This is a genomic window from Bartonella vinsonii subsp. berkhoffii ATCC 51672, from assembly GCF_902825225.1.
In the GTDB taxonomy this organism is placed as follows: domain Bacteria; phylum Pseudomonadota; class Alphaproteobacteria; order Rhizobiales; family Rhizobiaceae; genus Bartonella; species Bartonella berkhoffii.
This window is the reverse complement of the sequence record NZ_CADEAK010000012.1, coordinates 1-13,833: the sequence shown is the minus strand read 5'-3', so window position 1 is coordinate 13,833 and position 13,833 is coordinate 1. Positions and strand designations below refer to the sequence as shown.

At 37.6% G+C, this 13,833-nt stretch carries 10 protein-coding genes; 9 read left to right on the top strand and 1 reads right to left on the bottom strand.

Features of this window, described 5'->3' with window-relative positions:
• Positions 1–551 precede the first annotated feature (551 nt).
• The 9 genes from J7R10_RS06380 to J7R10_RS06340 all read left to right on the top strand — a co-directional run bounded on the left by J7R10_RS06380 (position 552) and on the right by J7R10_RS06340 (position 13,118).
• The gene (locus tag J7R10_RS06380; RefSeq protein WP_010705521.1) at positions 552–2,183 is read left to right on the top strand and encodes an ABC transporter substrate-binding protein; all 1,632 of its coding nucleotides are present in this window, start codon (positions 552–554) and stop codon (positions 2,181–2,183) included.
• A gap of 231 nt (positions 2,184–2,414) precedes the next feature.
• Positions 2,415–3,845 carry an exodeoxyribonuclease VII large subunit gene (xseA, locus tag J7R10_RS06375; protein WP_010705520.1) on the top strand — a complete coding sequence of 477 codons (1,431 nt, stop codon included), beginning with the start codon at positions 2,415–2,417 and terminating at the stop codon, positions 3,843–3,845.
• A complete protein-coding gene (locus J7R10_RS06370) occupies positions 3,823–4,449 on the top strand; it encodes a DNA-3-methyladenine glycosylase I (RefSeq protein WP_026501362.1) in 627 nt (208 codons plus the stop codon). The genes xseA and J7R10_RS06370 overlap by 23 nt, the downstream gene beginning before the upstream one ends.
• Positions 4,450–5,750: 1,301 nt before the next feature.
• Positions 5,751–7,376: an ABC transporter substrate-binding protein gene (locus J7R10_RS06365; protein ID WP_208436392.1), complete on the top strand. Its 1,626-nt coding sequence runs from the start codon at positions 5,751–5,753 to the stop codon at positions 7,374–7,376.
• A gap of 373 nt (positions 7,377–7,749) precedes the next feature.
• Positions 7,750–9,366, top strand: coding sequence for an ABC transporter substrate-binding protein (locus J7R10_RS06360; RefSeq protein ID WP_010705517.1), 1,617 nt, complete (start codon positions 7,750–7,752; stop codon positions 9,364–9,366).
• A gap of 99 nt (positions 9,367–9,465) precedes the next feature.
• The gene (locus J7R10_RS06355) at positions 9,466–10,539 is read left to right on the top strand and encodes an ABC transporter permease (RefSeq protein ID WP_010705516.1); all 1,074 of its coding nucleotides are present in this window, start codon (positions 9,466–9,468) and stop codon (positions 10,537–10,539) included.
• A 2-nt stretch (positions 10,540–10,541) separates the two neighbouring features.
• A complete protein-coding gene (locus tag J7R10_RS06350; RefSeq protein ID WP_010705515.1) occupies positions 10,542–11,471 on the top strand; it encodes an ABC transporter permease in 930 nt (309 codons plus the stop codon).
• Positions 11,464–12,339 carry an ABC transporter ATP-binding protein gene (locus tag J7R10_RS06345; protein WP_010705514.1) on the top strand — a complete coding sequence of 292 codons (876 nt, stop codon included), beginning with the start codon at positions 11,464–11,466 and terminating at the stop codon, positions 12,337–12,339. Before J7R10_RS06350 ends, J7R10_RS06345 begins: the two co-directional genes overlap by 8 nt.
• Positions 12,336–13,118 (top strand): ABC transporter ATP-binding protein, encoded by a 783-nt coding sequence (locus tag J7R10_RS06340; RefSeq protein ID WP_010705513.1) that lies wholly within the window; start codon positions 12,336–12,338, stop codon positions 13,116–13,118. The genes J7R10_RS06345 and J7R10_RS06340 overlap by 4 nt, the downstream gene beginning before the upstream one ends.
• A 589-nt stretch (positions 13,119–13,707) precedes the next feature.
• Here the strand turns inward: J7R10_RS06340 and J7R10_RS10350 are convergent.
• Positions 13,708–13,833, bottom strand: a 126-nt coding sequence (locus J7R10_RS10350; protein ID WP_425523343.1) for an autotransporter outer membrane beta-barrel domain-containing protein, incomplete at its 5' end; no start/stop codon positions are given.

Below are 13,833 nucleotides of genomic sequence, written 5' to 3'. Positions count from 1 at the left end.
AAATCACACACATTTTTTCTTTAAAAGATGACTGTGATAGAGGGTTATCATTGGCGTGAAGTTATAGAAAACTGAAATTTCCTCCTGAAGAAGGGCTGGAAATGGTTATTTGGGCAACTTACGACTTATCCAAACTATTAAAATATCAAAATCATGATTGAGGCATTTTGAATGAACAAGGGGGAATTTAATGATATTTCTAAAAAATTATGACACTACTAAAAAAAAATCATAAGAAAAAATTTGAAAAAGAAGATCTGTTTGATGAAACAAAAAAGGAACCTTTGTTTCCTATATCCTCAATGATAATGTGATATCATTCATTAAAGTGCTGTCATTTGTAATGTCCTCATCCTATACCAGATTGGTTTTCATTGCATATTTTGTGTTTTCCTATTGTGGTCAGGGGGAAATGTGTGTTTGGCAAGGGGCTGCTGCTCTTGGAGGTTTTGGTATTTTGCCTTCAGGAGGTGTGTTTTTTAAGCCTGATCTTATTCGTTTTGCATGTTGTGCATGGAAAATTTATCCAATAATCTTAAAAGGAAAAGTCTATGAATTTGAAAAGAAAAATATTGAAAGGGAGCAGTTCTTTTGTTGCTGCTGTTATTGCACTGGGGGTGTTTGTGCAACAGGTTTCAGCAAAAACACCTGTTGACACCCTTGTGATGGCTTGGAATCTCGATCCAATAAGTACATTTGACCCTGCGCAACTCAATGACCGTTATGGAATTGAAGTGGTGAACAATATTTGTGATAATTTAGTCGTTTCTGCTACCGATGATGCTACTAAAACGGTTCCCTCTTTGGCAAAAAGTTGGGATGTTTCAAGTGATGATCAGAGTACAGTGATTACTTTTCATTTGCGCGATGGTTTAAAGTTTAACGATGGTAGGCCTGCTCTTGCCAATGATCTTGTTTGGGGTATGAAACGGGTTGTTAAATTGAAATTGTCCAATGCAGCAACATTTAATGAATATGGTATCACAGAGCAAAATGTTGATGAGGCTTTTCAAGCACCAGACGACAAAACGGTGGTGATGAAATTCGATAAGCCTTATCCAGCAGAGCTCATTCTTAGCAATATTTCCACCAACCGCACTGTTGCCTTGCTTGATCGTGAGACAATTATGAAACACGAACAAGATGGAGATATGGGAAACCGGTATTTGGCTAGCCATTCTGCTTGTGTTGGTCCTTATCAGTTAAGCCGTTGGCTCCCTGGAGAAGCTCTTTTGTTGCGTGCAAGTTCCCATTATTGGGGGGAAGCGCCTAAATTGAAGAAAATTTTAATTCGCCATGTTGCAGAGCCAGGGACTCAACGCTTATTATTGGAAAAACACGATATTGATGTGGCACGTAATTTGATGCCAGAGGATTTGACAGATCTTCAAGCAACAACAGATATTAAGGTTGAAAAAGTGTTGGCACCCTCCATGATCATATGGGGTTTCAATACGACGAACCCTATTTTTGCCAACGAGAAAGTACGTTTGGCAATGCGTTATCTTATTGATTATGAAGGTCTTGGAAAGACCCTTCTCAAAGATGTTGGTATTCCCCGTGCAAGCTTTATTCCTCTTGGGACTCTTGGAGCTTTGGATGAAAAAGAAGGACAACCCTTTAAACTTGATCTTCAAAAAGCAAAACAACTTTTAACGGATGCAGGTTATCCGAATGGTTTTGAGGCCAATATTTTTGCAGGAGCCTCTCCTTATCCGTTTGCTTTGCCCATTGCTCAATCACTCCAAGACAATGCAAAAAAGGTAGGCGTGCGCTTTAAAATTGAACGTTTTGTAGGTACGCAGTTGTTTTCAAAGTTTTATGCACGTGGTTTTGATACGATTTTTTTCGGATGGAATAATGGTTCTGCAGATCCTCATACAATGGCTGTGCGCCTTATTTACAATCCTGATAATCGGTTTGAAGCTAAAAATACAGGTTATGCGAGTTGGTGCCATGGCTATTTTGATCCGGAAATGAATCAAAAGGTTAAAGATGCATTGTTTGAAAAAGATTCACAGAAGCGGGCACAAATGTATGCTGATTTGCAACGTGAATTTATACAAAAAGGACCTTATGCTTTTATCTATCAGACGTATGTTTCTGTCGCTATGACACCTGATGTTAAAAAATGGGTTTGGAATAGTGCACCGCGTATTTTTTATAGTGCAATTGAAAAATAAGGAGTTTGAAGTATTGTAAAATACAACAAGAGTGTCATCATGCTCTATTCGACGTTTTGTCTATCGTTTAAAAGCTTTACAAAACGTCGAAGTTTAGTGGTAATGAATTGATATGTTGTGTATAGAATAGCATTTCAAGCCACTCTCTGTTTAGAGAGACATTTCATTTTTATTAAAGATATGTTTGTGTGGATGTTAAGATTGAATCTTTCAACTTCCGTGAATTGAAAAATGGTAAATTTTTTTGATGAAAAAGCAAGTGCAACAAATGTAGCAGAATTCAGTGTTTCCGAGATAGCTGGGGCTTTGAAGCGCATTGTTGAAGAGAAGTTTGGTTATGTGCGGGTGCGTGGAGAGATATCAGGTTATCGTGGTGCTCATGCTTCAGGGCATGCTTACTTTGCTTTAAAGGATGATAGGGCGCGGTTGGAGGCTGTCATTTGGCGCGGCATGATGGAAAAGCTTAAATTCCCTCCCGAAGAAGGGATGGAAGTGATTGCTGTTGGCGAACTGACAACTTATCCAGGTTCATCAAAATATCAAATTGTTATTGAAGCGCTGGAGCCAACGGGGATTGGCGCTTTGATGACACTTCTAGAAAATCGCAAGAAGAAGCTTGCGGGTGAAGGTTTATTTGACGAAGCCAAAAAGAAACCTTTGCCCTATATGCCCCGCATTATAGGTGTTGTAACATCACCAACAGGCGCTGTTATTCGCGATATTATTCATCGTATATCAGATCGTTTTCCATTACATATTTTGGTTTGGCCGGTCCGTGTGCAGGGGGAAACAAGTGGAAAGGAAGTGGCTGCTGCTGTTGAAGGTTTTAATGCTCTCCCTTTAGGTGGGCTTACTCCAAGACCCGATCTCATTATTGTTGCACGGGGAGGAGGAAGTTTAGAAGATTTGTGGGGGTTTAATGATGAAGCTGTTGTCCGTGCTGTTTATGCATCTGCCCTTCCGGTTATCTCTGCTGTTGGGCATGAAACAGATTGGACCTTGATTGATTATGTTGCAGATTGGCGTGCTCCAACTCCTACTGCAGCAGCAGAGAAAGCTGTTCCTGTTAAGCTTGATCTCGAAGTGTATGTGGCTTCGCTTGGTGCACGTTTGCGTAAGGGACTCGTGCGTTATTTTGATTTTCATCGACAAAAATTGCGTGCCATTATACGAGGGCTTCCGGTTGTGGACCAACTTTTTGCGCTACCACGGCGTGGTTTTGATGAAATTTCAAGTCGATTGCAGCGTGCGCTTTGTGTGAGTTATGATAAAAAACGTTTTTATTTCCATGCACTTGATATCCGTCTTGCACCACGTTTGCTAAATACAGAAAAAGCACAACGCCATACAAAAGAATATATTGTGCGTCTTCATCGTGCTTTTATTTGCAATGTAGAAAAACAACGTGCTCGACTAGAGGGAGCATTTAGACTTTTAAAAAGTACTTCCTATCAAAATATTTTGGAACGTGGATTTGTTTTGGCTTTGGGGCAAGATGATAAGCCCATCAAACGGTTGAAGCAATTTCCCGAAACAGGGCAAATAAATTTACGTTTTTTTGATGGCGAAATTAGCGTTTCAACACATGATCATGCTCTCAGCCGATCTTCAAAATCGAAACGGATAAAATCGAAGCAAGATGATCAAGGAACGCTCTTTTAATATGGACAATGGGGTTCTTGATGAAGGGCTCCTTATGGGAAAAGATGGAAAAGTTCGTTGTGCGTGGGCAGGAACAGATCCACTTTATTGTGCTTATCATGATCATGAATGGGGAAAACCTGTTTTTGAAGATCGCCGTTTGTTTGAAAAAATTTGTCTTGAGGGTTTTCAGGCAGGGCTTTCTTGGTTTACAATTTTAAAAAAACTCTCTTCTTTTCGAAATGCGTTCGATGATTTTGACTTTGAAAAAATTACGCATTACGATGAAGCAAAGGTACAAATGTTGATGCAGGATAAAGGCATTGTTCGGCATCAAGGAAAAATTCGGTCGGTGCTTCATAATGCCTTTAGAGCACAGGAAATTATAACAGAGTGGGGGAGTTTGTCCCATTATTTTTGGTCTTTTCAACCTCCACAATCGGAGCGTTATAAAAAGATAGATTTTCAAACACTGTTGGCTAACCCCATAACACCTGCTTCTCTTCGTCTTTCTAAAGATTTGAAGAAACGCGGCTGGACATTTGTTGGTCCCACAATTTGTTATGCTTTTATGCAGTCTGTAGGAATTGTTAATGATCATCTTGAAGGATGTTTTTGTTGTTAAGCTTGCAAAGCCCCTTTTGCTCCAAAGAGATGTTCAAGAGGAGAATAAAAGACTGTGGAATGCTCTTTTATGGTTTGCTTATTGTCATTGGGTCATCATTTCTGGGGTGTGATAGTATAGAACGCATTTTGACCAATATAGTGGTTTCAGAAAATTTAAAGAAAATCAGAGATCATTTATTTTAATGAATATTGGGTTATGAGCCTTTATACAACACTTAATAATAACAGCTATTTTTTAGATTTTTTGATGAAAATAAAGTCATTTTCAGTTTTTTTGTTTGAAGTTATTTTTGCATTATTTAATTTTTGAAATTGCGTGAAATATATTTGCTAAATTTTTTGTTGAATACAGAACAATTTGTCATATTTGTATGGGTTCTCATTACCAAATGCTTGTGTTGCGTTTTATTATCTGATAGCTTCCCTTTTTGAAGAGTAATTTTGCTGCGTATGGTTCCAGTTTTTTGGAGGATGTTCAAACTCAGACGGAGTTGTATCTACTCAATTGCTGAGTTAAATCTCTCAATGTGCCGTTGGAAAGAAGAGTTGCTGCGGTATGTTGTGTAAGGTCTTGTTTTAGTGATTGCACAGTAATGATGGATCTCGAGATTGGAATTTTATAGTTAATTGTGTTTTTATTCATAGGGGAAGTATGATCAATGTTGTTTTACCAATAAATAAAGTGCGTTTTATTGTGTATTCTTTATATTGGCTCTATCCTTGGAAAGATAAAGCTTAGACAAATTGATATTTTTCAGTGCTATTTTAGCTCTGTTGGTTCGTTTTGTATTTTATAAAGATAAAGGGGAATTTCTTTTTGTTTAGCTTTCAAGGCGTTAGGCAATTTTTTGTGGGATACTGAGTTCCAACGAAGATGTTTTTTTATGTTTTTCTGCTTGTTCTGTTCAATTTTGATAATTCAGTAAAGATAAGGAAGCATTTCGAAACTAACAGTGTGAAAGGATGCGATTATTTTCAAGGTTTATGTATTCTATTTATGATACAGTTTAAAAGAATGGAATGCTGTAACTATGAACCTTCGTGCAATGGCTTGTCACAAAGATTACAGTTGCAATAATCCATTGGGAGATGAGATGCCATTTATTATAATGTGAATAGGATATTGGCGGGTGAAAAATCACGTGTTTTCTCTGCTTTAAGTGAAATGAGGGAGTGAGCATAAAAGTGCATAACTCTGTATGGATGGACAGTATGTGTTTATTCAATCTTTGTTGTTATAAATTTACCGTGCCATTTGAGAATAATGAATTGATACAATAACTTTAAAAGGAAAAGTCTATGAACATGAAAAGAAAGATCTTGAAAGGCAGTGCTTCTTTTGTTTCTGCTGTTCTTACAGTGGGGATGCTTGTGCAACAAGTTTCAGCAAAAACACCAGCCGACACTCTTGTGATGGCTTGGAATCTCGATGCAATAAATACATTTGATCCCGCGAAAGTCAATGACGTTTATGGAAATAAAATTGTTCTCAATGTTTGTGATAATTTGGTCAGCACTGCAACAGATGATTCAGCTAAAATCATTCCTTCTTTGGCAACTCATTGGGATGTTTCAGGTGATGATCACAGTACGGTGATTACTTTTCATTTACGTGATGGTTTGAAGTTTAATGATGGTCGTCCTGCTCGTGCCAATGATCTTGTTTGGGGCATGAAACGGATTGTTAAATTAAAAATGGCTAAGGCGGCAACATTTAATGAATATGGGATTACAGAACAAAATGTTGATGAGGCTCTGCAAGCGCTGGACGACAAAACGGTGGTGATGAAATTTGATAAGCCTTATCCAGCAGAGCTTATTCTTAACAATGTTGTTGCAGGTCATGCTACTGCTTTGCTTGATCGTGAAACAATTATGAAACATGAGAAAAATGGTGATATGGGAAACCAATATTTAGCTAGCCATGCTGCTTGTGTTGGTCCTTATCAGTTAAGCCGCTGGCGCCCTGGAGAAGCTCTTTTGTTGCGTGCAAGTTCCAATTATTGGGGGAAAGCACCTAAATTGAAGAAGGTTTTAATTCGCCATGTTGCGGAGCCAGGAACACAACGCTTGCTATTGCAAAAACATGATATTGATGTTGCACGTAATTTGACCCCTGTGGATGTTGCAGATCTCCAAGCAAAAACAGATATTAAGGTTGAAAAAGTGTTGGAGCCCTCTATGATGTATTGGGGATTTAATATGACGAATCCAATTTTTGTTAATGAAAAAGTGCGTTTGGCGATGCGCTATCTTATTGATTATGAAGGTTTGGGAAAGACTGTTCTTAAAGGTGATGGTATTCCCCGTGCAAGCTTTATTCCTCTTGGAAATTTTGGCGCTTTGGATGAAAAAGAAGGGCAACCTTTTAAACTTGATCTTCAAAAAGCCAAGCAGCTTTTAACAGAGGGAGGTTATCCGAATGGTTTTGAGGTCAATTTGTTGGTAGGAACATCTCCTTATGCTTTATCAATTGCCCAGACACTCCAAGACAATGCAGCAAAGGTAGGGGTGCATCTTAAAATTGAACGTTTGGCAGGTACGCAGCTGTTTTCAAAACTTTATGCCCGTGCCTTTGATACGATTTTTGTCGGCTGGAATAATGACTCTGCAGATCCTCATTCAATGGCTGCATACATTGTTTATAATCCGGATAATCGATTTGAGGCTAAAAAAACAGCCTATCCAAGTTGGCAGCACGGATATTTTGATGCAGAGATGAATAAAAAGGTTGAAGATGCATTGTTTGAAAAAGATCCACAAAAGCGGGCACAAATATATGCCGATTTGCAGCGTGAACTTATGCAAAAAGGACCTTATGCTTTTATTTTTCAGAAATATGCTGTTGTCGCTATGACACCTGATATTAAAAAATGGGTTTGGAATAATGCGCCACGTATTTTTTATAGTGCAATTGAAAAATAAACGCGTACTAAATGTTGTAAAATATAAAAAGCGCGTCATCTTGATGTAAGTAATGAAAAAATATCCCCCTGCGGTGCATCGTTTAAAATTTTTAAAGCTATAAAACTGCAGGGGGGTAAGTCTATGGTTAAAGTCAATTTATCAGGGATAAGTTGTATTGATTAAGTATGGAAAGTAATGTTTCTGGAGATATTTGTTTTCTGTGCTATAGTGAGTATACACTTCGATTTAGATTGATATTTGAAAGATTATTTTACGGTTGTGTGATCAGTAAAAGTAGATGTTTTTATTGTGCTGCTCGAGAGATGAAATAGAGAAATCAAAAGTCTTTTTTGTGCAAAAGATAAAATAAAATGCAAGAGGAAAGGATAAAATGAGAAAAAAAGCAATGTTGAAAAACTTTTGTATTTTATTAGGCCTTATTGGTTTTTTAAATGGCTCTCTCTCATCGAGCTTAAGTGCATCACCTAAAGATACATTGATGATGGCATGGAATATTGATTCCATTAGCAGTTTTGATCCAGCACAAACGGTTGAGGTTGTAACGAGTGAATTGTTGACGAATATTTGCAGTGCGTTAGTGCAATATGATAAGCATGATCCCACAAAAATTCGTCCTGCTATGGCACAATCTTGGGATGTTTTCGATCATGGGAAAAGAATTGTTTTCCATCTTCGTGATGATTTAAAGTTTGATGATGGAAGGGCTGCAACAGCACAAGATCTTGCGTGGTCAATGCAACGCATTATCAGATTAGGATTGAATTATGCCCAATCGTTGATGGATTATGGGTTCACGAAAGACAATATCGAAACAAATATTCAAGCTCTTGATGAGACGACTTTACAATTAAAATTGGATAAGCCTTATCCTGTCCAACTTATAATGACAGTGATTGGGCAATCTTATGCTTCTGCTTTGCTTGATCGGCAAACAATTGAAGCAAACAGCGTTGATGGGGATATGGGGAATAAATATCTGGCCACCCATTCGGCTTGTGTTGGACCTTATAAATTGGTACGTTGGTCTCCAGGAGAAAAAGTTGTCTTACAGGCTACTCAACATTATTGGGGAGGAGTGCCTAAAATTAAGCAGATTGTTGTGCAGCATGTTGCTGAATCAGCAAGCCAGAGACTTCTTTTGGAAAAAGGGGATGTGGATATCGCACGTGATCTTTCTTCAGAGGATGTTTTGGATATTGAAAAGCAGGGGGGACCAGTCAAGATTAGCCGTGTTTTGCGACCGCAGATTATTTATTTATCGCTTAACAATAAGAATGCAATTTTTGCTCAGGAAAAAGTCAGATTGGCGTTGCGTTATTTGATTGATTACGAAGGTCTTGGCAACACTGTTTTAAAGGGTATAGGAATTCCACGTGCGACTTATATGTCGTTAGGAATTCCGGGCGCTTTGGATGAAAAAGAGGGATTGCCATTTAAGTTAGATTTTAAAAAGGCAAAACAGTTACTCAGTGAGGCTGGCTATCCTAATGGTTTTAAGGCTAACCTGTTAGTTGGTAGTCTTAGTTATATGTCATCTGTTGCGCAGTCTATTCAAGCTAACGCGCGCAAAATTGGTGTTGAGCTTACAATTGAAAAAATGGCACAAAATCAATTGTTAAACCGCGTACGTGGTGGAAATTATGATACTGCTCTTATGGGATGGGGAAGTGCTGATCCTGATGGGCATCCTGCTTCATTAAATCATGTTTTTAATCCTGATCCAACATTTACAAAAAAACATAATATGTATTTAGCTTGGCGTGCTGGATATTATGATGAAAATGTCAATAAAATGGTGATGGATGCTTTATTTGAACAAGATCAAAAAAAGCGTATTTCGCAATATCATGCTCTACAGCATTATGTATTGGAACATGGTCCTATGGTTTATTTGTTTCAGACATATTATACCGTCGGGATGAGCCCTGCAGTAAAAAAATGGGTTTGGAATAGTTTTAGACTTTACTACAACGATACAGAAAAATAAAAGTAGGTATGTTCGTGTAGAGCATGCTTTATGAGGGTTTTCTTTATTATATAAAAAGGTGTTAGCTTATGTTTAGTTGCTATCGAGGGGGATATTATAATGGTTTTGCCATTTCCAGAATCTGAAAGAGCAGTATTACAGAAGCAGAAAAAAATGTTTGTATGGGACTTTTTTTTCAAGGGATTGAAATTGCTTCTTTCCGTTTTTATCACATTACTTGGTTTGGTGACGATCACTTTTTTTATTGGTCATTTGCTCCCTTTAGATCCTGTCCTCGCTATTCTTGGTGATAATATCAGTCAAGAAGCTTATGATGCAATGTTTTATAAGTTGGGTCTTGATAAGCCGTTGATTGTTCAATACTGGAATTATCTTCACAATATATTTTTGTTTGACTTTGGAGATGCTTTAACTTCAGGGCGTCCTGTCTTGGAAGATATTATGCGTGTCTTTCCTGCAACGTTAGAGCTCTCCACAGTTGCTATTATTATTGGTACGAGTCTTGGTATTCCATTTGGTGTTTTTGCTGCGATGTATCGCGATTCATTTATTGATTATTTTGTCCGTACTTTTACACTTCTCAGCTATTCCACTCCGACCTTTTGGCTTGGATTAATGGCGTTATTGGTATTTTATGCCAAGCTTAGTTGGATTGGTGGTCCAGGACGTATTGATTTTATTTATGAATATTCTTTTGAATCCAAAACAGGATTTTTTCTTTGGGATACTGCTCGTCAGGGACAGTGGGACGCTTTTTTAAATGTTTTTAGCCATATTATTATGCCTGCTTTAATCTTAGCATTCGGTGCTATGGCCTATATTAGTCGTATGACTCGTGGATTTATGATTGAACAGCTCAATCAGGAATATATCATTACTGCGCGTGTGAAGGGATTATCATTAGCGCGAACGGTTTGGGGGCATGCTTTTCGTAATGCTGCTGTTCAGATTATCACTGTGGTTGCGCTGTCTTATGCTTTTTTGTTAGAAGGTGCTGTATTAACAGAAACGGTTTTTGCTTGGCCTGGTTTTGGACATTACTTGACAAATGCTCTTTTGGCTGGAGATATGAATGCAGTTGTTGGATGTACTCTGCTTGTAGGGTTTTTCTTTGTCATCATTAATTTATTTTCTGATTTGCTTTATCGAATCTTTGATCCAAGGACACGTTGAATATGACAATAATGAATCATCATAAATCGCAATCGTCATTTTCTTTGGGCGGTTGGTTAAATGAAGCTGTTCCGCGGTCAATGTTTCAAGCTAATGTGCAAAGATTTTTTCACGCATTCATCAAGTTTTCGCATAATCTTTCGGCAGTAGTCGGACTGATGATTATTCTTGTTATTGTCTTGTGTGCAATTTTTGCTCCTTGGATTGCTACCGATGATTTTGTGAGCAATGATCTAGCGCATCGATTGCAACCACCCTCTATGTTGCATTATTTTGGGACAGACGAATTGGGGCGTGACATTTTTAGTCGCCTTATTTTTGGCGCACGCATTACTCTTTATATTGTTTTTCTCACTACAATTATTGTGGGACCAATAGGGCTAATGGTTGGTACTGTCTCTGGCTATATAGGAGGATGGGTTGATACTGTACTCATGCGCATTGTTGATATTTTTCTTGCTTTTCCAAGTTTGATTTTGGCTCTTGCTTTTTCAGCAGCATTAGGACCAGGTATTGAAAATGCATCTATTGCAATTTCAATTGCAGCCTGGCCGCCAATAGCGCGTTTAGCACGTGCTGAAACTTTAACGATACGTTCATCTGATTATGTTTCTGCTATTCGCTTGCAGGGAGCTTCTACTTTGCGAATTATTTTGTTTCATGTTGCACCGATGTGTATTCCTTCAGTGATTGTTCGGTTAACGTTAGATATGTCTGGAATTATTTTAACGGCTGCTGGTCTTGGCTTTTTGGGGCTGGGAGCTCAACTTCCAAGTCCTGAATGGGGAGCAATGCTCTCATCTGGGCGTGAATTTATGATGACAAATTGGTGGTTAGCGGCAATACCAGGTTGTGCAATATTGTTAGCAAGTCTTGCTTTCAATCTTTTGGGTGATGGGCTTCGTGATTTATTGGATCCACGTAATGGCTAAAAAATTATTAGAGATAGAAAATTTACGTATTTCTTTTCCTACAGCACGCGGTCTTTCAGAAGTTGTGCGTGGCGTTAGTTTTTCCGTGGGAAAGGAAAAAATTGGCATTGTTGGCGAATCTGGGTCTGGAAAATCAATGACTGGGCGCGCAATACTCAAGTTGAGTCCAAGAGCAGCAATGGTCAAAGCTAAAAAAATGCACTTTGATGGTATTGATTTATTGCGCGCAAGTGAACCTCAGATGCGAACTATTCGGGGTAAGCGTATTTCAATGATTTTACAGGATCCCAAATATTCACTTAATCCGTTAATACGGATTGGGCAGCAAATTATGGAGGCTTACCGTATTCATTACCGTGTTTCAAAAGCTGATGCACGAAAAAAAACAATTTCTATGTTGGAATCTGTTCATATTCGTGATCCTGAACATGTCATGCGTCTTTTTCCTCATGAAATATCAGGTGGCATGGGACAGCGCGTAATGATTGCTATGATGCTTATTCCTAAACCTGATCTTATTATTGCAGATGAGCCAACTTCTGCACTTGATATTACAGTAAGGCGCCAAGTCTTATCAGTGTTGGATGAACTTGTGACTAAATCTGGAACAGGACTTATTTTTATTAGTCATGATTTGAATATGATTGCTGATTTTTGTGATCGTGTTTTGGTTATGTATGCAGGTCGTGTGTTAGAAGAATTGCCTGCGCGTGATTTGTCTCGCGCTTGTCATCCTTATACTAAAGCTCTGCTAGCAAGTTTGCCACGGCTTGATAATCCTGTTGATGTCTTGGCTGTTCCTGAACGTGATCCTGATTGGTTGCATAATCCTACAATTGTTAATGGTGTTGAAGGAGTTGCTCCATGACCCATTGTGCGAATATACTTGATGTGTCTAATTTATCTGTAACCTTTGGGCATAGACATAAGTCCGTAACGGTTGTTAAAAATGTTAATTTTCATATTAAGCGTGGTGAAGCTTATGGGTTGATTGGTGAGTCAGGATGTGGAAAATCAACTATTTTGAATACATTGGTTGGACTTATTTCAGACTATAGTGGGCGTTTCATTTTTGATGGAAAAGAAGTAGCCAAAAGAAGGAATAAGGATTCTTTATGCCGAATTCAGATGGTATTTCAAGATCCTTATGCTTCGCTGCATCCAAGAAAAATGGTTCATACTGTTCTTTCTGAATCTCTTAAAATCTATGGTATGGATAATCCAAGAGAGCGGGTACGTGATGTTTTAAATTCTGTTGGTTTAAATTCGTCATTTCTTTATCGTTATCCGCATGAATTATCTGGAGGACAGCGTCAACGTATTGCTCTTGCGCGTGCTTTGATTATTGAACCAGAGGTTTTGCTGCTTGATGAGCCGACATCTGCCTTAGATGTATCGGTACAGGCCGAAATTTTAAACTTGTTGAAATCATTACGAGAGGAAAAAAAGCTTACTTATTTGATGGTATCCCATGATCTTGCTGTTGTTGCACACATCTGTGAACGTGTTGGAATTATGCATAAGGGGGTTATTCTTGAAGAGCTTAGCAATGATGATTTGCGCAATTTGCACGCGCAACATCACTATACAAAGATGTTTTTTGAAGCAAGTATTGAGCCTATTGTTCATAGAAATGAAAAGGTGTGAGAGCTTCTATAGAAGAGAAAATACATTTCTTTCTATTTTAGATTTCTGGAGATGTTCTATATCGTTATTGCAATATAGGTTTTTCTATTCTGTTCTTATATTATAAGATTTTTATCAGTGATAAACTTTCTGAGAGAGTTTTAGCTATCATATTTTGATATTCTGAAGTGTAGTGTAAGACATGTAGATGACTTATAGCCTGCATGATTTTTTTGATATGATGGCACTGTTTTTTCTTATAATTTTCTATTCATAAACTTTTATTGTATTAATATAATTACTTATCATAATAAATAATAATTTATATGTATTAATTTATATTTTTATAAAACAATAAGGCATTATTATAGTATAAATTTATTTTATTTTTATTAAATATTGAGTTTTTATTTATCAATTAAAGAAAATTTTTTAACCATTGTATTAATGATTAAAAACTATTTTTAAAATATGCTGGCTGAGTTCACTTTTTAAAAGTGAGAAGAGCTTTTTAAAATAAATAAAAATAAGTTTTATAAACAAAGGGCAGCACATTGTGCTGCTCTTTGTGATAAAGAAATAACAAGAGGTTTGTTATTACAGTCTTACTTTAAAACTGATAACGTACTCCACCAGAAAAACTTGCTCCAGATATACCGGTTTTTTGAAGCTTTTGTTGATAATTGACATCACCATGAAGAGAGAAATTATGGGAGAGTTGCGCATTGATGCCAAC